A 20,283-nucleotide genomic window follows, 5' to 3' on the forward strand; every position below is an offset into this window, starting at 1 on the left:
CTCAGAACCTCTCCGGCTTGACCAGGGCGAGGACCAGATAACCCAGCAGAGCGACGGCCACGACCAGGCCGACGATGTTCTCAGCGGTCACAGCTTCGCCACCCCCTTGGCGATAAAGGCCACCAGCGCGAACACCGCGATCGTGGTGACGACGAAGGCCACGTCGGCCATCGAGAGCTCCTGAATGAAGACGATGAGATGACAATCCGTCTCTCGGACCGTTCGAGGAAACCGCATGTCAGCCAGGCCGCAGCTCTCGTTGACGGCTCCCTTACGGCCGCCCGCGCCGTTTTGACGGCCCCTGTACGGGCCCTGTACGGCCCCTGTACGCCCTCATTCAGCCGCAGTGGCCTGTGCGGCTCGGAGCTCTCGCAACGGTGTGGTGCAGCGCCCGGTCCCCGGGCCGTCCTGCGCCTCATGGAGAGGGAGAGTGCTGCCGGCGCCTCAGAACTTTCCCGGGTACCTCACCGCTGCCACCAGGTATCCGACGAGGGCGAGGGCGACGATGAGCCCGACGACGTTCTCCGCATCCATCCTGGACCGACTCCTTGGTGCGGAGACCTGCTCCGTACGCGAAGCGTCTCGCCGCGGTGGCGGTCGCCGCCAGCCGTATTGACGACACCATGGCGGTACGTGGGTGAGGGCTGACACGACCTTGATACGGCGCGTGCGCCGGACGTGCGCAGCGGCCGCACGCCCAAGAAACCGGGCTTGTTGACGCCCCCTTGATGCGCTTGCCGCCCCCTTGACGCGAGCTTGACGTCCGCTGGACACGGACGTCCATGACGTCGTCAGGGCTCCGTAAGGGCAGGCCCCTTCAGCGCGTTCGGCGTCTCCGTTGCGGCTACGTTTTTCCGCGGCCGCTCAAAGCCGGCGCGCGCCTCCCGGCCCGCGGGGACGGCGTACGCGGCGGCGCGGCACTTCCTGCCCATCGGGTCGTCGCCGCGGCCGCGCGTGGCCTTGTCGTGCGGAGGCGCCTCCGCACGACAAGGTTCCCAACAGCACCTCATTGCCCCTCGGGGCCACTCCGCCTCCGTCACTCCGGAAGGTCTTCCCCGATGCTCTCCGCCACCCAGCAGCAAGCTCCACCGGATCCGAGAGCGCGCGACCGCAGGGCCGCACCCCGGCGGCGTGCCAGGCACGGCGGGGGCGGTCTGCTTGACCCCAAGCAGATGCTGACGTCCTTCCCGGAGGCCCTGCGCAAGCTCCATCCGCGCGCCCTGGTGAAGAACCCAGTGCTGTTCGTCGTCGCCGTCGGATCGGTGCTCACCACACTCTCCGCGCTGATCCATCCGTCCGTCTTCGCCGGGTGATCAGCGTCTGGCTCTGGCTGACGGTGATCTTCGCGAACCTCGCGGAGGCGGTGGCCGAGGGCCGCGGCAGGGCGCAGGCCGAGTCGCTGCGCCGGGCCCGCACCGACACGGTCGCACTGCGGCTGCGCCACTGGCGCTACGGACTGGACGTCGAGCGTACCGAGGCGGAGACCGTCGCGGCCACCGACCTGAAGCTGTTCGACTTCGTGAACGTCCGAGCCAGTGAGCTGATCCCGGCCGACGGTGACGTGGTCGACGGTGTCGCGGCGGTCGACGAATCGGCCGTGACGGGCGAGTCCGCACCGGTCATCCGGGAGGCGGGCGGCGACCGCTCCGGCGTCACGGGCGGTACGACGGTGCTCTCGGACCGCATCGTCATACGCGTCACCTCGCGCCCCGGCCACTCCTTCCTGGACCGGATGATCGCCCTGGTCGAAGGTGCGTCGAGGCACAAGACGCCCAACGAGATCGCCCTCAACATCCTGCTGGCCGCACTCACCATCGTCTTCGTCCTGATCGTCGTCGCACTCCAGCCCATGGCCGCGTACGCGGGCGCCGCCCAGTCCACCACCGTGCTGGTCGCCCTCCTCGTCACCCTCATCCCGACCACGATCGGCGCCCTGCTCTCCGCGATCGGCATCGCCGGCATGGACCGGCTCGTCCAGCGCAACGTACTGGCGATGTCCGGCCGTGCCGTCGAGGCGGCGGGCGACGTCAACACGCTGCTGCTCGACAAGACCGGCACCATCACCCTCGGGAACCGAGAGGCGGCCGACTTCGTCCCCATGCCGGGCGTGGACGAGCTTCTCCTGGCCGACGCCGCCCAGCTCTCCTCGCTCGCCGACGAGACACCCGAAGGCCGCTCGATCGTCGTACTGGCGAAGGAGCGGTACGGGCTGCGGGAGCCGGCCGACGGCGAGCTGACGCACGCGCGCTTCGTGGAGTTCAGCGCCCAGACCCGGATGAGCGGCATCGGCCTGCGCTGGGCCGACGGCACCGCCTGCCACATCGGCAAGGGCGCGGCTGCCCAGATCATCGACTGGGTGCGGATGTACGGCGGGGCCGTGCCCGCGGAGGCCGGCGCCTGGTCCGACGCGATCGCCGCCGGCGGCGGCACGCCGCTGCTGGTAGCCGTGCACGACCACGACGGACCGAGGGTGCTCGGCATCGTCCACCTCGAGGACGTGTCAAGGAAGGCGTCCGCGAGCGGTTCGCGGAGCTGCGCCGCATGGGCATCCGTACGGTCATGGTCACCGGCGACAACCCCCTGACCGCTCGCGCCATCGCCCAGGAGGCCGGCGCGACGGCCACCTGGCCGAGGCCACGCCCGAGGACAGGCCGCCCTCGTCAAACGCGAGCAGGCGGACGGCAAGCTCGTCGCGATGACCGGTGACGGTGCGAACGACCTGCGTCACCGCGCTGTGCGCGGACGTGGCGTCGCGGGGCCGAACGGCGCGCTGGACGTGTTCGCGGGACAACCGCGCAAGCCGCCTGCCGGCCTGGACGGCGGGCTTCCGATGGAACGCGAGTACATCCACTACGCCACCGCCACTCCAGTGGCGCGCACAACGGCTGTCCAGCAGGTCGCATGACCCAGTGGCCTACCCGTCGTCGAGAAGCCGGTGCCGGGGCGCATCATCGGCGTTCCGTCTCGCCGGTCAGCCAGGCTGCGGACGCGTCGCGCGGTGTTCGCGCCAGCGGTCCAGCATCTGGTGCATCTCCTTCTGGAGGAACTCGAAGAACTCCGCCGTCTCCGCCACCCGCGCCCCTGCCACCGAGTCCCGGCCCAGGGTCTCGGCGCCCTCGCGCAGGATGGCCTCCCAGCGGGTGAGGATCTGGTCGCGGCGGGTGAAGGTCTCGTACCAGAGCTCGTTGTGCAGGACGTACCGGTCCCGCCGCGAGCCGGGCTCGCGCTCGCGGCTGACCATGCCGACCTGGTTGAGGTAACGGATGGCACCGGAGACCGCGGCCGGGCTGATGCACAGTTGCTCGGAGAGCTCGGCGGAGGTCAGCGATCCGCCCTCGGAGGCGAGCAGCGCGGCGAAGACGCGGGACGCCATGCGCTGCATGCCGGCCTCGGTCAGCTCGGCCGCGAAGCGCTCCACGAAGCGGCTCACCTGTTCCTCGTTGCCCATGGGTTCATCGTCTCCCGTCATCCGGTGCACCTCCCGACTTTATACGGTTCCTTAACTTCACAATTTTGTGAAACATACGTATGTTCTGAAGCATGACGAACGCCATCACCGTCTCCGGATTGCACAAGTCGTTCGGGCGGACACGCGCGCTGGACGGCCTCGACCTCACCGTCGCGACCGGCGAGGTCCACGGCTTCCTCGGCCCCAACGGTGCCGGGAAGTCCACCACCATCCGGGTCCTGCTCGGCTTGCTGCGCGCCGACTCCGGCGCGGCTCAGATCCTGGGCCGGGACCCCTGGCACGACGCCGTCGAACTGCACCGGCGCGTGGCGTACGTCCCCGGCGACGTCACGCTGTGGCGCAACCTCTCCGGTGGCGAGGTCATCGACCTGTACGGACGCCTGCGGGGAGGTCTCGACAAGGCCCGCCGGGCCGAGCTCATCGAGCGGTTCGAGCTGGATCCGACCAAGAAGGGGCGCACGTACTCCAAGGGCAACCGCCAGAAGGTCGCCCTCGTCGCCGCCTTCGCCTCCGACGTGGACGTCCTGATCCTCGACGAGCCGACGAGCGGTCTCGACCCGCTCATGGAGGCGGTCTTCCAGAGGTGCGTGGCCGAGGAGCGCGAGCGCGGCCGGACCATCCTGCTCTCCTCCCACATCCTCAGCGAGGTGGAGAGCCTCTGCGACCGGGTCAGCATCATCCGCAACGGACGGACCGTGGAGACCGGCTCGCTCACCGAGCTCCGTCACCTGACCCGTACGAGCGTCACCGCCGAGCTCGCCGGGCCGCCCAACGGGCTCGCGCAGATGCCGGGCGTCCACGACCTCGACGTACGAGGCAACCGCGTCAGCCTCCAGGTCGACGCCGACCACCTCAACGCGGTGCTCACGTCCCTCGCCGCCTCCGGCGTACGGTCGTTGACCAGCGCCCCGCCCACCCTGGAGGAGCTGTTCCTCCGCCACTACGCCGTCGCCGAGGAGGCCGGGCGATGAGCGCGCTGACCGGCGCGGGAACCCTCGCGCGGCTCGCGCTGCGCCGCGACCGGCTGATGCTGCCCCTGTGGGCAGCGGTCGTCGGCGGCATGGTCGCGAGCGGGGCCGGCTCGATCGGGGCGCTGTACGACACACCCGCCGCACGCGCCGAGGTCGCCGCCTCGATGAACGCGAACAGCTCCGTCCGGTCCTTGTACGGGCCGGTGTTCGGCGACTCGACCGGCGCGCTGGTGGCGTGGCGGTTCGGGGTCTTCGCGGCGGCGCTGGCAGCCGTGATGAGCCTGATCATCGTCGTACGGCACACGCGGGAGGAAGAGGAGACGGGGCGTCAGGAGATGCTGTCGGCGGGCCAGGTGGGCCGCCGGGCGCCGCTGACCTCCGCGCTCTTGACCGCGCTGACCGCCAACGCCGCCGTCGCGCTCCTCATCGCCGCCGGGCTGGCCGGCGAGGGCGCGGCCGGAGCGGTGGCGCTCGGTCTCGCGGTCGGTGGCACCGGCATGGTGTTCGCCACCATGGCAGCGATCGTCGCCCAGCTCACCGAGAGCGCGCGGCTCGCGAAGGGGCTGACGGCGGCGGTGCTGGGGCTGGCGTTCCTGCTGCGGGCGGCGGGCGACGCGGGTGGCGCGTCCGCGCTGACCTGGCTCTCCCCCGTCGGCTGGGCCGAGAACGTCCGCGCCTTCGCCGCCGAGCGCTGGTGGGTGCTCCTGCTCATGGCGGCGGCGGTCGCCGCCCAGGCGGGCGTGGCCTACGGGCTCGCCGGGCGGCGTGACGTCGGCATGAGCTTCCTGCCGGCCCGCCCCGGCCCCGCCTCCGGCCGCCTCGCCACCGCCGGCGCCCTCGCATGGCGGCTCCAGCGAAGCGGCGTACTCGGCTGGACGCTGGGCTTCCTGGCCGCGGGGCTGGTCTTCGGCGGGATGGTCGAGGGGGCGAGTGACCTCGTCGGCGACAACGTGCAGGCCCGGCAGATCTTCGAGCGCATGGGCGGGCAGTCCGGCCTGGAGAACGCCTTCCTCGCCGCGATGACCGGCCTCTTCGGCATGGTCGCAGCCCTGTACGTCGTCGGCTCGGTCCTGCGCCTGCACGGCGAGGAGACATCCGGCCGCGCCGAGCCGGTCCTCGCCACCGCGGTCGGCCGCCTGCGCTGGGCCGCCGGCCATCTGCTCATCGCCTTCGGCGGCTCGGTGCTGCTCATGGTCGCGGCGGCGGCCGGCCTCACCCTCTCGTACGGCCGGGAAGCCGGACCCGTCCTGGGCGCCGCGCTCGCCCAGCTCCCGGCGGTATGGACGCTCGGCGGCGTGGCGGTGCTGCTGTACGGCGCCCTGCCGAAGGCGGCACCGGCCGGGTGGGGCGTTGCCGGGCTGTGTCTGGCACTGGGCTGGATCGGCCCGGCGCTGGACCTGCCGCAACTCGTCCTGAACATCTCGCCGTTCGGCCACATCCCGAAGCTCCCCGGCACGGCCGTGTCCTGGCCGCCGCTGCTGATCCTCGGGGCGCTGACGGGCGCACTGGTTACCGCGGGGCTGACCGGCCTGCGCCGGCGGGACCTGGTGACCTGAACCGCGGCCGCGTCACAGTTCCACGCGCAGCTCCGGCAGGCCGTGACCGCGGACGCTCCCGACCCGGTTTCGGACCCCGACAGGCGCGGTGCGGCGTCGTACGGGGGGGCTGCTGGAGCGGTCGTGCACCCCGGCCTCGCCTTCGGCCTGCCATGGGTGGGACGCGAAGACCTCCGCTGCGGTGCAGCCCACAACCTCCACCGCAGCGGAGTCCTCGCCCTGACCACGCCGGAGCCGCGTCGACAAGCGTCAGCAACGCGCCTGGCTAATGCGCCTGGAGCCGGAAGCGCAGACGGCACACCGCCGCCTCTGTGTCGCGCCGTACCGCATGCGCCACGACCGCACCCCGCTGGTTCTGCAGCAGCCGCTGCCACAAGTGAGCCGGCTCGACCTCTGGGATGAGGACGGTGATTCGTACGCCGGGATCGGCGGCCGCCAGTTGGCGTACGTAGTCGGCGACGGGACGTCCGAGCGTTCGGCGGGCGGAAGCGAGCGCGACGAGCGGAACGCCGGGGTTCCACAGGGCCCAGTCACGCAGCAGGGCCCGCGTGTGGGCGCGGTCCTCAGGCTCCTGGTGGCAGACCGTGACCGCGCGCACCTCGTCACCCAGGGAGACGGCGGCCGTCAGGGCCTCGCTGGTCAGCCGTGTCAGCGAGGACACCGGGACGACGATCAGGGAGCGCTCGCGGTGCGGGGCGCGGGGGATGCGGCCCACGCCGAGGCGTTCGCCGATCGTGGCGTACGCGCGGTGGACGCAGACGAAGGCGGCGACCAGCAGTGGGAGAGCGAGGGCGATCAGCCAGGCGCCGTCGCGGAACTTGGTCGCGGTGACGACGATCGCACTCGCGCCCGTGAGCGCCGCGCCCAGGCCGTTGAGCGCCGCTTTGCCGGCCCAGCGCGGGCCGCGCGCGGCACGCCAGTGGATCACCATGCCGGTCTGGGCGAGAGTGAAGCCGACGAAGACGCCGATCGCGAAGAGCGGGACGAGGCTGTTGGTGTCGCCGCCCGAGAAGACCAGCAGCGCAGCGGAGACGGCGGCGAGGGCGAGGACGCCGTGCCGGTGGACCTGGCGGTCGGCCTTCAGGCCGAAGACGTGCGGCACGTAGTTGTCCCGGGCCAGCAGCTTCAACAGCACCGGCAGCCCGCCGAAAGAGGTGTTCGCGGAGAGGCCCAGCAGCACCATGGTGGCGAACTGGATGACATAGAAGGCGGCGTTGTGGCCGAGCGACGCGTCGGCGAGCTGAGCCAGGACGGTGACGCCCTCGACCGGCCGCAGGCCGAATCGGGAGATCAGGACGGACAGGCCGACCAGCATGACCCCGAGGAGCGCGCCGAGCACGACTTCCGCGTGCTGGGCGCGGCGGGCGGCCGGGGCGCGGAAGGTCGGGACGGCGTTGGCGATGGCCTCCACGCCGGTGAGGGCGGAGCAGCCGGAGGCGAACGCCTTGAGCAGCAGCAGGGCACCGACGGTGGTGGCGTCGTCGGCCAGGGCGGAGGCGTGTCCGGCGGTCGCGGCCGTGGAAGCCGGAGCGTCGCGGAACAGTCCCGCCACGATGAGGGTGACGATCGCGCCGATGAAGACGACCGTCGGCGCGATGAAGGCGCGCGCCGAGTCGACGATGCCGCGCAGGTTCACCGCGGTGATCCCGGCGAGCACCGCCAGGCACAGCCACAGCCGGTCGTCGTACAGGGCGGGGAACGCCGACGTCAGCGCGGCGACGCCCGCGGTGACGGCCACGGCGACGTTCAGCACGTAGTCCAGGACCAGCGACGCGGCCGCCACCAGGCTCGCGCGGCGGCCGAGGTGCGCCTTGGCGACCGCGTAACTGCCGCCGCCGTCCGGGAAGGCGGCGATCACCTGCCGGTACGAGGCGACCAGCACGGCGAGCAGCGCGGCGATGGCGACGGTGACCGGCAGTGTGTACCCGAGCCCGTGCGTGCCCGCCGCCGCGAGGACCAGGACGATGGCCTCGGGCCCGTACGCCACCGATGCCATCGCGTCCAGCGAGAGCGCGGCCAGCCCGGTGACCGCCGTGAGCCTGTGCCGGGTAGCCGGGCTCGTATCGGGAGGTTCCTCGGCGCTCGGGGCTGCTCCGGGCTCGGCGGTCAGGACGGGCATGTGCGGTGAGCTCCTTCGTTCGGGTGAGCCCAGCGTGCGCCCCTTTCAGCCGTGCCGGGTACAGCACTGGCGCGATCTTGGCGCCCAAGGGGCCGGCCTTCACGCCTTCTTGACACGGCGTGTCAGCACTGCGTCAGGGTTCGCCGGGGCACCGTCAGTGCTCCGTCAACGCCCGCGCCACTACCCGCCGCAGCCTCTGGCGTCGGACGTCATCGGACGACGTATCTCTCCGTCCGTGACCGACGAGGGCCGGCCCGGGGACGTGCGCGGCGCATGGGGCTGCGCCGCGCTCCTCCTGGCGATGCTGCTGGTCATCGACGGTCTCTCGGGTGACCTCAACGCACCGAGGGCGGCCCTGTGGACCGCGCTCGCAGCCCTGCTCTTCGTGACGCTGCTGCCCCCACGGGTCACGGCGGGCCCCGGCTGGCTGACGGTGCGAGGACTGTTGCGGGAGCACAGCGTCCGCACCGACCTGCTCGTGTCGGTCCGCTGGTCCGACGGCGTCGCCAAACGGCTGGTGCTGCGTGACCTCACCGGCGACCAAGTCGTCCTCGACCCGCGCGTACTGATCGCCAGCCCCGCCCTATGGCATCTGTTCGACGCCGGCGCCCGAGCGTCCCTCGGGCGGGGGACGCTGCTGTGCGGGGCGGCCGCCCTGCGGGAGCTGTCCCGGTGCGCCGAGCGGGAGGTGTCGCGGACCGTCCTCAAGATCTCCGGCGTGGACCGGCGCCGCCCGGAGTGACGGACTCCCGCGCGGCGTACCGCTCCGGGGGCGGGTGCCCCCGTGCCTTCTGCTGCATGCCGAGCCGCCGCACGCGCTTGGGCCGTCAGGGGCCGTTGCGGCGTGTCGAGGCAACGGCCCCTCGCGGTCGGCTGACCGGTCACGGGCGTTGCAGCGTGACCCTGTCCCGGCACGTCGGCGAATCAGCCGCCGACGTGTATGCCGGGACGGCGGGCGGGGTCGGGCTCGTGCTTGCGGATGATCTCGCGGGTGACGGGTGCGGTGTCGCCGCGGCCGAGGAGGAAGTATCGGAACATGTGTTTCAGCGGGCTGCCTTCGGCCCAGGCGAAGTAGCAGTGCGGCTGGACGCCGGTGGTGTCGCGGAGCGCGAGCAGAATGGCGGCGATGGCGTTGGGTGCGGCCGGGGCTTCGGCGCGCAGAACGCGGTATCCGTCGACTTCGACGCCGTGGACGGTGAGGGTCTCGCTGAAGTCGGAGGGGTCGACGACGTCGATTTCCAGGAACACCACGTCGGCCGGGGCCGGCACGGGGTTGGTGCCGCGCTGCTCACGCTCCTTGGCACTGTACTCGGCTTCATCGCCGGCCTGACGGCGGTTGGCGATGATGTTTATGGCGTTGTCGTGGGCCAGGGTGTCAGTGATGAACTGACGGGCTGCGGGGTCGAAGACGATGCGGTCGGCGCGCAGTTCGGTGGTGCGGGAGACCCGGGAAATCAGCGACACGATGATGATGCCGGCGATGAAGAAGCCGGAGATGGCGATGCCGTCGGGCTTGTCGATGATGTTGGCGCCCAGGGCGTAGAGCAGGACGGCTGTGAGGAGGGCGAAGCCGATGGCGGTCGCGCGACGGCGACGGCGTGCGACGGAGACGGTGACGGCGAAGGCGCCGGAGACCATCATGGCCAGGATGCCGGTGGCGTAGGCGCCGGCCTGGGAGTCCACGTCGGCATCGAACGCGATCGTGATGACGATGCACACGGCGGTGTAGACGAGGACGACCGGGCGCACGGCGCGCCCCCATTCCGGGGCCATGCCGTAGTCGGGCAGGTAGCGGGGGACGATGTTGATCAGTCCGGCCATGGCGGAGGCACCGGCGAACCACAGGATGAGGATGGTGCTGATGTCGTAGACGGTGCCGAAGGTCTCTCCGACATGTTCGTGGGCCAGCCAGGCCAGCGCGCGGCCGTTGGCCGCACCGCCCGGCTCGAACTGCTCATGAGGGATGAGGACGGTGGTGACGAAGCTCGCGGACAACAGGTAGACGCTCATGATGAGTGCGGCGGTGGTCAGCAGCTTGCGGGTGTTGCGGATGCGCGAGCGCAATCGCTGCTCCTCATCCGGGCCTTCGGCGGATACCAGCGGCATCATGCTCACACCGGTCTCGAAGCCCGACAGGCCGAGCACCAACAGAGGGAAGGCCAACAGCGCCGGACCCATCAGGTCCCCCAGGCCACCTCCGCCTTCGACAAGAGCATCCGTCCACGCCGACCAGGCTCCTGGGGTGGTGACGACATGAGTCAGGCCCACCGCGATCACGACAGCGTTCAGCGCGAGGAAAACCGCGACCAGCGGGATGGCCACACTGACCGCTTCGCTGAACCCGAGCAGGAACACTCCGCCGAGCACCAGCAGCAGCGCCACCGTGAGAGCGACCTCATGGCCGTGCAGAGCCTGGGGGAAGAAGGGGTTCTCAACCACATGCACGGACGCGTCCGCAGTGGAAAGCGTGATCGTGATGATCCACGACGTAGCCACGAAGCCGAGCAGGACCAGCACGAACAGCTTGCCCCACCATCCCCAGCAACGTCAGCGCAACGATCAGCAGAGTCGCCAACGGCGAGACCGCCCCGGCCGCCAGTGCGGCGATCGCCGGCACGTAGGCGAGGCTGGAGAAGTAGTCGACACCGGTCAGGCACATCACCTTCCACCAGGCGTGCGGCTCGGCGTGCCCCTCCCCGGCCGCCGGCCCGACCGGCTGCACCTGGTGGTGCAGCATCCACCGGGCCAGCTTGCCGGTCGGCTGCGCCCGCAGAGCGGGGCTCTCCACCACCTCTGGCACCGCAGGTTCGTTCACGTCGTCCATATCCCCCATCAGCCTTTCCTGCCCTGCTCAGCACACCGGTCATGGATGCCGTCGCACTCACGGCACGATCACCGAGTATGCGAACTCTCGGCGGCATCAGTCCTCTTGGGGGCCGACACGCGGGCGCGTCGCTGCCCTGCCGCCTTGTTCCCCCATCCCTCGCCTCCCATCCCCCCTGCGTTCCCGGCAAATGGACCGGTGGTGACCTCAGGGCAGCCAGCCGGATGCTTGGATGCCGGGTCGGCGACATCAGGGCCGACCCGATCACCTGCCAGGTCCGCGCCGCCCGGAACCGGGCCTGGCGACGTCGCCGCGTCCCGTAGGGTGACGTCGGGCCGTGATGCGGCGGGGCACGTCGCGGGCGGGCTGATTTCGTGTCTGCCCATCACACCAATAGGTCACGGATGGCCGCTACCGTGACGAGCGACGCCAGGGCTGGTCCCATTACCCGTGGCGCCGTGCCACGACCGCCTGTGCCACCTCGTAGCCGATCCGGTCGGCAAGGTCCTGCTCCGTAATGGTGGTAGGCCCCTTGACCCGCAGGAGCCCCAGCCGCTCGCGGACGCGCTGGGCGAACTCTGCGACGGCGATCTGTCCCAAGAGCCGCCGGACAGCAGCCCGCCGGTAGTTGTCACCCGATGCCCGCGTTCGAACCTTGACGGCCGTCAGGGGCTGATGATCAGCCCCACCGTCGCCAAGGCGCCGCCCGTGAGGGCCAGGAGGGTCATTCGCCGGGCGTTGCGTACGTAGCTCTGGCGGCGCTTGCGCTCCCTGCGGACCGCGACCTTCGTCCCCAGGTGCACCTGCCTGGTGTTCTGCGGGTCGAAGACCAGGGGGTAGCTCTGTCCGACGACGTGGGCGTGGCCCACGTTCGCACCCTCTTGGTGCCGGCCGGAGCCTTCCGGGGACTGCCACTCGTAGACAGCGCTCGCGTAACCGTTGGTGCCGAACGGCACTAGGCTCACCAGCTCCGCTCGCACCTCGACGCCGGATTCGTACAGCTCCGTCATCTTCTTGAGCTCCGCTCCTTCGCCTTTGATCAGTATCAGGCCGAAGAAGCAGAAGGCCGCGGATGCGAGGACGGCAAGGAGGAGCACGGTCATCACCAGGTTCACAGACGGACGGTACGGCACCACAGGTTCAATCCGAAAGCCCCTCAACTCTTCACCAGCGGGGACTTCGCCACCTACGATCACGCGCATGTCGATCTCTTCGCCCGTCCCCGTCCTCCGTGGCGACAGGGGCATCGAACTCCGCTCCACCGGTGGGGAGCTGCTGCTGCGGCGTCCGGACGCCGAGCTGCGCATACCGTTCGCCTCGGTCGCCCGGGTCCACGCCGAACGGCGCGACATCCTCCTGGAGTTGACCGCTCCGGCGGGAGTCGATCCGACGGTGTACCGCGTCAGCGACGTCAGCGCGGCCGCCGCGGGCGTCTTCGCCGACGCGGTGAACGCCGCTCTGCCGGAACAGACCGCGGACGAGGAGACGGTCGACGGTTCCACGCTTGTCGTGATCCGGAGCCTGGTCATCGGTGACGAGGGCGAAGACGAAGCGGACGAGAACCTGGTCCAAGTCGGATTGCCCACCCACGGCATCCGGCTGATGTACACCGGCTGCGCGGCCATCGCAGCCCTGGCCGTCGTCGTCGGTGTGCTGGGCGGGGACTGGAGCCGGGCCATCGCGACGCTGCTGCTCGGGGCGACGGGCGTGGCCTGCTCCTACCTCGTTGTGATGCTGTTCGCGATGGTGTGGCGGGACTGGTACCTGCCCCGCCACGGCATCACTGTGGAGGGGCGGCAGGTGTTCCGGGAGGACGACGGCGACACCGTCCACGCGTTCTCGGCCACCGACGGCGTGACCCGCTACATCCACGGCCACAACAAGGGCAAGACTGTCCGGATCGCCTACCACCCGAAGAACCCCGCGTACGCCGTCGTCTGCCCTCCGACGGGCGACAGGGTGCTCATTCTCGTCGTATCCATGGTCGCCGCCGTCATCGCGGGGTTCATGAACTACGGGACGTACCAGCTCGTGCTCCCCGCCTTCACCGGCTGATCCTCGTCCTGCGCGTCCGTCCGTGCCGCGGCGGCACGGACGGTCAAGGTGTCGAGGAGGGAGGAAGAACCGGGTGCTGGACATGGAGAAGCACGCCGTCCACGCCACGGCCTGCAACGCTCCAGCGCTGCCCTCCCGGCGTCAGTCAACCCGCCACCCTGTGCGCACCTCACCCGCACTGGACTTCTGGCGCAGCAGGCAGGCCGGTGTTGCCCACTCAGAAGTCGTGGCAGGCCGGTCCTTGGGAGCCGACAATGATCCAGTTGAAGACGGCCCGGGTGCTCGGCCCGTAGAGGCCGTCGTCGGAGATGCCGTGGTAGCGCTGCACCTTGGCCACGGCAGCCTTGGTCCCGGGGCCGTAGATGCCGTCCACGGCGATATCGGCGAAGTTGTAGCAGCGGTTGATGGAGTTCTGAAGTGCCCTGACGGCTGAGCTGCTGTTGCCCGGCCCGAGCTGGCAGTTCAGGGAGCCGTTCGAAGCAGCGGCTACGGGGCCGGAGAACTTGTAACCGTACCCGTCCGTCCACGTTTTGCTGACGGTCTTGGTGCAGATGGGGGTGACGGCCTGGGCCTGGGGAGCCGCCACCCCGACCACTCCGGTCGCGAGCAGTACGGAGCCGAGTCCCGTAGCAGCGACGCGCCGGGCTCCGGTGATGATGGACATGGGTGTACCTCCGTTGATGGTGCGATGTTTCGGCGGGAACAACGCGTCCGGTATGTCAGAGCCGGTCGCAGTACTTCCAGGTCCCTCCTGCGGGCGTCTTCTCGGTGACGTCCCAGAGGATGACGTTGCGGGTCTGAGGGCCGTAGAGGCCGTCGTCGTCGATGCCGCTGTTTCGCTGGACTGCCGCGAGGGCGCTTTTGGTCCTGTCGCCGTAAACTCCATCGACTGCGATGTTCTTCTTGTGACACAGCTTCAACGCCGCCTGCAGGGCCTTCACCCCGGCACCGCTGTTGCCCGGGCCGAGCCGGCAGTTGAGCGAGCCTCCCGACGTCGACGGCACAGGCCCGTGTCCCGCACCCCATGACACCGAGGCGGCCTTCACACAGACAGGCACCACCGCCTCAGCCTGGCCAGCCGTGCCTGCGAGGAAGCCAGTGCTGAGAAGCGCCGCCACCACACCTGCGGTGACGGCACGGTGCGTCCTCAATCCGATCAGCATTGACGAGCTGCCCCCAGATCAACCGAATAACGCGACACCCTGCTGGAAACCTTGTCCGTACAGGGCCGAGCCGCCGAAAACCTGTGCCCCGGCCCGCTCAAAAGGAAGGCTAGGGTTCCCGATTTCCGTGCACATCGGGGTGCACCCTGAGTCAATTCCCAGCCACACGCTTTCCGCCAGCTCCAGCCGACAGTGCCTCTTGGCATCATGCCCGCATGGATTTCCTCCTCGCACCACCGACCGGCATCGGCCCGCTCCGCATCGGAATGCCCCGGGACGAAGCCGATGCCGCGTTGGACTCGCTCCGCGACCTTCCGCGTTCTCGGAATCAGACCGGCCAGGGCAGCACATCTTCCGCCCGAGCGGACTGATGGTCAGCATTCACTGCATGCAGGGCCAGCTCCAGGCAGTCGAGCTCGCACGCCCGACTGCCGCAACGGACCGCGTGGTCTTCCACGACGTGGACGTATTCGCCCTGCCGGCCCACGAGGTGGTCACCCGCATGCGCGAACACGCCACGATCGAGGCGGATCTGGAAGACCCCGCTTCGTTCATCGCCCCCGACCTCCTGCTGAGCTTCTGGCGTCCGTTCGAAGCCGACGATGACCCGGATGAGGAACAGGGCTACTACTTCACCACGATCCTGCTGGGCCGCCCCGGCTACTACGACACACCTGCTGAAGCCGAGGAACGACTCCGGCGGAACTCATAGGTTCGCCCCCGCGGCATCGGCGCCACGGCGGTGCCGTCAAAACTCGTGAACATCCGCGGCCCTCTTGATCGCTCGCTGCTGACGGAACTCATCGACAAACGCTGTTCCTAGAAGTGAACGAAGCCATGGCTCGTGCGGCCGATCACGTAACTAGCGCTTGTCCTCATCGACAAGTCCACCCGGATCGGGCGCCGCGACGCCGCCATGATGAGTGGTGAACCGGTGCAACAACCGGATCGCCATGCTGCGGTTGTAACGGTGGGCGATGTCGTAGGCGGTTTCGCCGTCGAGGGTTATGGTCGGGTCGGCGCCGTATGCAAGCAGAATTGCAGTGAGTGCGCTGTCAACCGGTTGTCTTGACTGGAGAGCCGAGTCCCCTTCCAGGTCGATGGCGTGCATCAGCAGGGTCATCCCGCAACAGACCTCGTTCACGTCGGCTCCCTCATCGAGGAGGCGCGTGAGCGTGGTCGCTCGACTCCACCGCTTGATGAGCGGGCGTCCATGGGTTTCCGAACTCGATGATGCTCACCACGGCATCATGCCTGACGGCTCACGACCATGATCGGCCGGACCGGGCCTGGTGCGCATCCACCCGGGGCGCACCCTCTCCATACGGTGCGCACCACCGTCCATCCGGTGCGCATCCACTCGGTGGGCGGTGCGCGCCCGTGACGGTGCGGGTCTGGGCGGCGCTGGCTGGTGTGGCTGCCTGGCTCTCGCGTCCAAGCGAGCCTCGGGAGGGAGCGGTCACTCGCAGGGCCAGGAAGGCGAGGAGGGCGAACGCCACCACGGCGGTGAGGGTACGCGCGTAATTAAACAGTTCCCAGCGGTGCAGGATGCCTGCGTGGTCGGTCGGCGGTGCAGTGGCGGCCCACTGCTTGATACGGCCGTTGATCGGTACGTTCCCGAACCGGGTGATAACGAAGGATGCGACGGTCAGGGCCCCTGCCGTGGCCGCGAGGACTCGTGTCCGGCCTCGGGTGAGCGCGGCCAGGGCGAGGGAGCTGAGGGCTGAGATCGCCATGGTTCCCTGCACGGTGATCCCGTTCATCTTCATCAGCTCGGCGTGGAAGTCGAGTCTCATGTCGAGTGGGACGGCATTGAAGGTCGGCACGAGATTCGCGGCGCCATAGCTGAAAGCGCCGGCAAGCAGCCCGGTGGAGAGCAGGGACAGTCCCTGGAGCAGACGGGTGCGCATGGTGGTGTCTCCTTGCGAGAGTGAGCGGCGGGGTTCAGACGGTGGTGAAACGGCTGCTTGGTTCGCCCCGGAGCCGACCGTTCGGAAGCCTGCAGCCGAAGGCGAGCAGGGCGAGGTCCTGGGCGGCGCCGTACACGGGAGAGCCGCCGTAGGGCCAGTCCAGGTCCTCAGCGCACAGCCGCACTCCGGAGATGTCGGCGCCGAAGAACCTCAGGCCGCTGGGCCGGATCCCGTCGAGCAGCACGCGCAGCCGTTTCGGGGGCACGCCGGTCGAGGCCGAGAGCGACGGTGATGTCCAGTCCGTGCACCACGTCGTGGCCGAGCGCCGCCGTGTACCCACCAACCGGTGGCGTCCAGGGGTGGTGGGCGCCCTCCCGCAAGAACGCGGCGAGCTCCGCGGTGGAATGGACGGCCGCGTCCCTGCGGGCGACTTGGTCGGTCATCCGGTGCAGGTTCCCCCGCGCCCTGGCCAGTTCGCCGAGCGTCGCTGGCAGGGAGAGCCGGAGGCCCATCGTTATGTGGGCCGCAACTCACGGACCCGCCATCCCGCGCAGAGGCTCCGCCTGTCCCACTGATCGTCCCCCAGGCCGTCGAGCAGGTCGGCCAGCTCGTGGCGTTCCGGCCGCGATCCACGCCCTGGCCTTCGCGTTCCTGTCCTTGCGAGGTGCCGCTTTCTCCATGTGATCAAGCCTGCGGCCAACCCAAACGTACGTCCAATAGATTGATGTGCTGCGATCTAGAATCAGTGATTATTGCCAGCCGCGCTTATTCGTCACCGTCGTCGGGGAAGGCGGTTTCACTCGCGCCGCCGCCCGGCTCATCTGGCCCAGCCTGGCCTCAGCACCCAGATCCGCCAGATGGAGAAGGAGCTCGGGCAGCCTCTGCTCGACCGGTCCAACCGGTCGGTGACACCGACCGAAGTGGGTCGGTCCGTCCTGCCGTACGCGCGCGCTGCACTCGCCGCCGCTGACGCGGCGCGACAGACCGTCGCCGGCCTGGCCGCAGCCCTGCGGGCTGGGTGATGCTTCTCGTCCGCGGCCTCCACCAGCTCGTTCACCAGCTTCGTCGCGAGGGTGTAGCGGACGTGGTAGCCCTTCACGGCGGCCTCGGTGCCCAGCGCGCGGAGCGAGCAGCCGGCTGAAAGGCTGAGGAGCTGCGGCCATGAAGCGTTGACGGCGTTCCAGCTTCGATCTCCCGCAGCACTTCTCCGTCATCGTCATAGAGCTCAAGCGTGAACCGCAGGCCGAACCGGGTCAGCAAGGCTGCCAGCTCCTCGAACCGTTGAGGATCGACAACTCCGTTCAGGAGCGTGTCCCCGTCGGTCGGGTCGACCTCGATGCAGCACCATCTGGTCTCGACCTCATACGACTCCCACGACGAACCTGATCTGGAACTCCAGCCAGCCCCGATGAACCGCTCGGCCACCAACGATGCACTCGGGGCTCCTGCCAGGCCACCACACACATTGTTGTTGATCTCAAGCCAGACGGGATCGAGCGGCTGTCCCTCATCGGACATATCCACAGATGGATTATGACGCAGACCCCGCAACCCGCGATCGCACACGCTGTCGACATAAAAACTCATCGACGTTGATCACTGCACACTGGGCCACACGCCTCCCGAACTCCTCGACAAATGACTCCCCCCAAGAAGTCGTCATAGCCACCCCCGGACAAAGCGCGGCCGCGGCGGCCAGGGCCTGGCGCTCGGCGTCGTCCACCGTGAGCTGCCATCGCTTCTTGGCAGCGGTCCAGTCTGCGACGTAGGCGCCGTGCTGGCCGCCGGCCGGCGGCATCCACTCGGCCGGGTCCTTGTCCGTCTTCGAGCGGTTCGTCTTCGCGGTGACCCGGCGTTCAGGGACCGCTCGGCGTCCAGGTCTTTGGCGTAGGCCTGGCGCCGCGCCGCCGTCCAGCCGCTTGCCCCGGAATCCCAGGCCTCCGCGAGCGGCACCACGTAGTCCGCTGTCCACGGCCTAAGGCCGGGCCCCGGGCGTACCGCCCCGCTGCCCCAGAGGCAGCCTGGGGCGTGGCAGGCGGTGCGGCCCTGGTGGTGCGGGATGTCGGGACGGGATCATCGGTGGCCGTCTCGTCGCCTGGTGCCCGCTCTGCGATGCCCCTTCGCGGGCGGGTGCCAGCGACCCATGAGGAGCTCGCCGACGCCCTCGCCGGGGCCATGGACGGCTGATCCCCGACGAGCTCATCTGCACCCAGCCCGGGACTGCGAGGATGACCCGCGTCATCGGCACACGGCGTCTCAGGCGGAGCGGCCCCAGGCGGAGACGAGGGTGTAGCCGAGTTCGTGGGTCCCGCGGGCAGTGAGGTGGTCGATGGCTTTGTCGAAGTCGGCGGCGTCGATGAGGCCTGTGGCGAGGATCTCGGTGCGCATGGCGGTGAAGGTCAGTTCCCAGAAGCGGGCGGTGTGGCTGTCGGCGCGTACGAGGGGGACGTCGGCTGCCATGTCGACGCCGGTCAGGCCCGCGTTGATGAGGGGGGTGGGGTATGCACGGGCGTAGTTCAGGTCGCTGTCCAGGGTGGTGGCCAGCGCACGGTCGTAAGCCTGGGTGAGGGCGCGTACGGCGGGGTGGGGGGAGGTGGCGGCCATGGTGTTGATGACGTCGCTGACGATGAGGTGGCCGCCGGGGGCGAGCCAGGACACCAGGCGGGGCAGGACCTCCTCGCGCCGTGGCAGGTGGCAGAGCGTCAGGCGGGCGTGGATGAGATCGAAGCCGGGCTTGGGCAGTTCGTCGTCGCTGGCCGTGTGGATGTCGGCCCGCCAGATGTGCACCCCGGGGTGGCCGGCTTCGTGCAGCAGGCTGGTGTCGCGGTCGAGGGCGATGACTTCTCCGTCGGGGCCGGACTGGTCGGCGAGCCAGGCGGCGACGGTGCCCGGGCCTGCGCCGACGTCCAGACAGCGGCGGCCGGTCAGGGCGCCGAGGTCGGTGATCCGCCGGCGGGGATAGGGGTCGAAGACCTCGCCGATCAGGCCGATGCGTTCGCGTTCGAGTGGCTGGTCGAAGCCGTACAGGCGGCTTCCGTATTCCTCTGTCTGCACAGCCAAACCCTATAGTGACCCTGCGAGTTCGGAAAACTACCATCCGTGAGGTTGACGGTGTCGGTGTCCACTTCCCCAGTCCAGCAGGACGCCTTGCTGCATGCCCGCGTCGAGGTGGCGGAGTGCCTGGGTCAGAGCCCGCCGCACCTGCCTTATCGACTGCTGTGGGACGAGCACAACACCGCGCTCTACGACCGGATCCGCGAGCAGCCCGAGTACTACCTCAACCGGCTGGAGATGCATCTGCTCCAAGCGCACGCATCCGAGGTGATGGCCGCCAGCGGGGCCCGGACCCTGATCGAGCTCGGCTCCGGCACCGGGGAGAAGGCGCTGCCGCTGCTGCAGCACATGACCGCCCCGGTCGCCTACCTGCCGGTCGACGTCAGCACCAGCGCGCTGAACCATCTGACCGAGCGGCTCCGGCACGCCTCCCCCAGCACCACGGTGCGCGCCGTGGCCGCCGACTTCACCCGTCCGTGGCCGCCCGTGCTGCGCGAGCCGGGCCGGCGCCCCGTGCTGGTGACCTTTCTTGGCAGCACCCTGGGCAACCTGCTGCCCGCTGAGCGCCACGGCCTGCTGGAGCTACTGGCGGGCAGCCTGCGGCCAGGAGACGGCCTGCTCCTGGGCGTGCCGCTGCTGCACGACGTAGAGGTGATGGTCTCCGCCTACCGCGACGCCGCCGGGCTCATGGAGGCGTTCTACCTTCACTGCCTTCGCATCCTCAACCGTGACCTGGGCACGGACTTCGACCTGGACGCGTATGCCCACCACGTCGTCTGGGCCGCGCCCTCGCAGCGCGTGGAGATCGGCCTGTGTTCGCTCGCCGACCAGACCGTCCTGGTCCCCGGTCCCCCTGCCGGGCGCCGGGTGGTCTTCCCGCGCGGCGAGGTGCTGCGTGCCACCATCGCGGTGCGTTTCACCGCCGGCCAGCTCGACGATGAGCTGGCGGCACGCGGCTTTGAGCCCCTTCGCCACCTGCCGGATCCCACCAGCCGATACATGCTGTTGCTCGCCCGCCTCCGGGGATGACACCCACACGGAAGGGGGCCACGGTCACGGTCGTGGTGGTGAAGGCACGGCCGAGCACGTTTTCATGAGATGAATCGGCTGATCGCGTGATCGGAGCCGGATCGGCTGGCTCTGTCCGCAGAGACACGGAAAG

At 69.7% G+C, this 20,283-nt stretch carries 21 protein-coding genes and 5 pseudogenes; 8 read left to right on the plus strand and 18 right to left on the minus strand.

From position 1 onward, the window contains the following. Position 1: 1 nt before the first annotated feature. The 3 genes from kdpF to E2B92_RS00390 all read right to left on the minus strand — a co-directional run bounded on the left by kdpF (position 2) and on the right by E2B92_RS00390 (position 534). The gene (gene kdpF / locus E2B92_RS00385) at positions 2 to 91 is read right to left on the minus strand and encodes a K(+)-transporting ATPase subunit F (RefSeq protein ID WP_018845955.1); all 90 of its coding nucleotides are present in this window, start codon (positions 89 to 91) and stop codon (positions 2 to 4) included. Further along, positions 88 to 237: a hypothetical protein gene (locus tag E2B92_RS32820; RefSeq protein ID WP_185923453.1), complete on the minus strand. Its 150-nt coding sequence runs from the start codon at positions 235 to 237 to the stop codon at positions 88 to 90. Before E2B92_RS32820 ends, kdpF begins: the two co-directional genes overlap by 4 nt. Before the next feature lie 207 nt (positions 238 to 444). Beyond that, positions 445 to 534, minus strand: coding sequence for a potassium-transporting ATPase subunit F (locus E2B92_RS00390; protein ID WP_126882854.1), 90 nt, complete (start codon positions 532 to 534; stop codon positions 445 to 447). A gap of 524 nt (positions 535 to 1,058) precedes the next feature. On the opposite strand from E2B92_RS00390, the pseudogene kdpB reads away from it, so the two are divergent. Further along, positions 1,059 to 2,767, plus strand: a pseudogene (gene kdpB / locus E2B92_RS00395) (potassium-transporting ATPase subunit KdpB); the annotation flags it as partial. Positions 2,768 to 2,971: 204 nt separating this feature from the next. On the opposite strand, the gene E2B92_RS00405 reads toward kdpB, so the two are convergent. Then, positions 2,972 to 3,469, minus strand: coding sequence for a GbsR/MarR family transcriptional regulator (locus E2B92_RS00405; RefSeq protein ID WP_126882853.1), 498 nt, complete (start codon positions 3,467 to 3,469; stop codon positions 2,972 to 2,974). Positions 3,470 to 3,540: 71 nt separating this feature from the next. Between E2B92_RS00405 and E2B92_RS00410 the strand changes: the two genes are divergently transcribed. Continuing rightward, complete coding sequence (locus tag E2B92_RS00410) at positions 3,541 to 4,440, plus strand: ABC transporter ATP-binding protein (RefSeq protein ID WP_126882852.1); 900 nt, start codon at positions 3,541 to 3,543, stop codon at positions 4,438 to 4,440. Beyond that, positions 4,437 to 5,996, plus strand: a complete 1,560-nt coding sequence (locus E2B92_RS00415) for an ABC transporter permease (protein ID WP_126882851.1) — start codon at positions 4,437 to 4,439, stop codon at positions 5,994 to 5,996. Before E2B92_RS00410 ends, E2B92_RS00415 begins: the two co-directional genes overlap by 4 nt. Positions 5,997 to 6,261: 265 nt before the next feature. On the opposite strand, the gene E2B92_RS00420 is transcribed toward E2B92_RS00415, so the two are convergent. Continuing rightward, the gene (locus E2B92_RS00420) at positions 6,262 to 8,115 is read right to left on the minus strand and encodes an APC family permease (protein ID WP_126882850.1); all 1,854 of its coding nucleotides are present in this window, start codon (positions 8,113 to 8,115) and stop codon (positions 6,262 to 6,264) included. Between the two features lie 235 nt (positions 8,116 to 8,350). Here E2B92_RS00420 and E2B92_RS00425 point away from each other — a divergent pair, with 235 nt between their 5' ends. Beyond that, positions 8,351 to 8,857, plus strand: coding sequence for a hypothetical protein (locus E2B92_RS00425; protein WP_126882849.1), 507 nt, complete (start codon positions 8,351 to 8,353; stop codon positions 8,855 to 8,857). Between the two features lie 182 nt (positions 8,858 to 9,039). Here E2B92_RS00425 and E2B92_RS00430 read toward each other — a convergent pair. The 3 genes and pseudogenes from E2B92_RS00430 to E2B92_RS00435 all read right to left on the minus strand — a co-directional run bounded on the left by E2B92_RS00430 (position 9,040) and on the right by E2B92_RS00435 (position 12,054). Continuing rightward, a pseudogene (locus tag E2B92_RS00430) lies at positions 9,040 to 10,939 on the minus strand (amino acid transporter). Positions 10,940 to 11,383: 444 nt separating this feature from the next. Further along, positions 11,384 to 11,539 carry a hypothetical protein gene (locus tag E2B92_RS32560; RefSeq protein WP_160159715.1) on the minus strand — a complete coding sequence of 52 codons (156 nt, stop codon included), beginning with the start codon at positions 11,537 to 11,539 and terminating at the stop codon, positions 11,384 to 11,386. 65 nt (positions 11,540 to 11,604) lie between these two features. Beyond that, on the minus strand, positions 11,605 to 12,054 hold the full coding sequence (locus E2B92_RS00435; protein ID WP_126882848.1) for a DUF3592 domain-containing protein: 450 nt from the start codon (positions 12,052 to 12,054) through the stop codon (positions 11,605 to 11,607). An 85-nt stretch (positions 12,055 to 12,139) separates the two neighbouring features. Here E2B92_RS00435 and E2B92_RS00440 point away from each other — a divergent pair, with 85 nt between their 5' ends. Beyond that, the gene (locus E2B92_RS00440; protein WP_126882847.1) at positions 12,140 to 12,994 is read left to right on the plus strand and encodes a hypothetical protein; all 855 of its coding nucleotides are present in this window, start codon (positions 12,140 to 12,142) and stop codon (positions 12,992 to 12,994) included. 217 nt (positions 12,995 to 13,211) lie between these two features. On the opposite strand, the gene E2B92_RS00445 is transcribed toward E2B92_RS00440, so the two are convergent. Together E2B92_RS00445 and E2B92_RS00450 are read right to left on the minus strand one after the other, a co-directional pair. Further along, entirely contained in the window at positions 13,212 to 13,658 is a 447-nt protein-coding gene (locus E2B92_RS00445) for a peptidoglycan-binding domain-containing protein (RefSeq protein WP_160159716.1), read from the minus strand. A 55-nt stretch (positions 13,659 to 13,713) separates the two neighbouring features. Then, positions 13,714 to 14,157 (minus strand): peptidoglycan-binding domain-containing protein, encoded by a 444-nt coding sequence (locus E2B92_RS00450; RefSeq protein ID WP_126882845.1) that lies wholly within the window; start codon positions 14,155 to 14,157, stop codon positions 13,714 to 13,716. Between the two features lie 388 nt (positions 14,158 to 14,545). Between E2B92_RS00450 and E2B92_RS00455 the strand changes: the two genes are divergently transcribed. Next, positions 14,546 to 14,869 carry a hypothetical protein gene (locus E2B92_RS00455; RefSeq protein WP_235023615.1) on the plus strand — a complete coding sequence of 108 codons (324 nt, stop codon included), beginning with the start codon at positions 14,546 to 14,548 and terminating at the stop codon, positions 14,867 to 14,869. Between the two features lie 150 nt (positions 14,870 to 15,019). Here E2B92_RS00455 and E2B92_RS00460 read toward each other — a convergent pair whose 3' ends face one another. The 4 genes from E2B92_RS00460 to E2B92_RS34025 form a co-directional block, all read right to left on the minus strand. Then, positions 15,020 to 15,280 carry a hypothetical protein gene (locus tag E2B92_RS00460; RefSeq protein ID WP_312846011.1) on the minus strand — a complete coding sequence of 87 codons (261 nt, stop codon included), beginning with the start codon at positions 15,278 to 15,280 and terminating at the stop codon, positions 15,020 to 15,022. 139 nt (positions 15,281 to 15,419) lie between these two features. Further along, positions 15,420 to 16,067 (minus strand): DUF1772 domain-containing protein, encoded by a 648-nt coding sequence (locus E2B92_RS00465; protein ID WP_126882844.1) that lies wholly within the window; start codon positions 16,065 to 16,067, stop codon positions 15,420 to 15,422. Positions 16,068 to 16,101: 34 nt separating this feature from the next. After that, positions 16,102 to 16,332 (minus strand): hypothetical protein, encoded by a 231-nt coding sequence (locus E2B92_RS33920; RefSeq protein WP_312846010.1) that lies wholly within the window; start codon positions 16,330 to 16,332, stop codon positions 16,102 to 16,104. Between the two features lie 249 nt (positions 16,333 to 16,581). Then, entirely contained in the window at positions 16,582 to 16,767 is a 186-nt protein-coding gene (locus E2B92_RS34025; RefSeq protein WP_443070212.1) for a maleylpyruvate isomerase N-terminal domain-containing protein, read from the minus strand. A gap of 41 nt (positions 16,768 to 16,808) precedes the next feature. Here E2B92_RS34025 and E2B92_RS00475 point away from each other — a divergent pair. Next, positions 16,809 to 17,080: pseudogene (locus E2B92_RS00475) on the plus strand (LysR family transcriptional regulator); the annotation flags it as partial. 11 nt (positions 17,081 to 17,091) lie between these two features. Here E2B92_RS00475 and E2B92_RS00480 read toward each other — a convergent pair. The 4 genes and pseudogenes from E2B92_RS00480 to E2B92_RS00495 form a co-directional block, all read right to left on the minus strand. Beyond that, positions 17,092 to 17,193 (minus strand): annotated as a pseudogene (locus E2B92_RS00480) (IS21-like element helper ATPase IstB); the annotation flags it as partial. Further along, positions 17,163 to 17,591, minus strand: a complete 429-nt coding sequence (locus E2B92_RS00485; RefSeq protein ID WP_126882843.1) for a hypothetical protein — start codon at positions 17,589 to 17,591, stop codon at positions 17,163 to 17,165. The pseudogene E2B92_RS00480 and the gene E2B92_RS00485, both read right to left, overlap by 31 nt. 151 nt (positions 17,592 to 17,742) lie before the next feature. Next, positions 17,743 to 18,029, minus strand: a pseudogene (locus E2B92_RS33145) (GmrSD restriction endonuclease domain-containing protein); the annotation flags it as partial. A gap of 294 nt (positions 18,030 to 18,323) precedes the next feature. Next, positions 18,324 to 19,121 (minus strand): class I SAM-dependent methyltransferase, encoded by a 798-nt coding sequence (locus tag E2B92_RS00495; protein WP_160159717.1) that lies wholly within the window; start codon positions 19,119 to 19,121, stop codon positions 18,324 to 18,326. A 63-nt stretch (positions 19,122 to 19,184) separates the two neighbouring features. Here E2B92_RS00495 and E2B92_RS00500 point away from each other — a divergent pair, with 63 nt between their 5' ends. Then, positions 19,185 to 20,150, plus strand: a complete 966-nt coding sequence (locus tag E2B92_RS00500; RefSeq protein ID WP_126882841.1) for an L-histidine N(alpha)-methyltransferase — start codon at positions 19,185 to 19,187, stop codon at positions 20,148 to 20,150. Positions 20,151 to 20,283: the final 133 nt, after the last annotated feature.

The organism is Streptomyces sp. WAC05374, from assembly GCF_004353505.1.
In the GTDB taxonomy this organism is placed as follows: domain Bacteria; phylum Actinomycetota; class Actinomycetes; order Streptomycetales; family Streptomycetaceae; genus Streptomyces.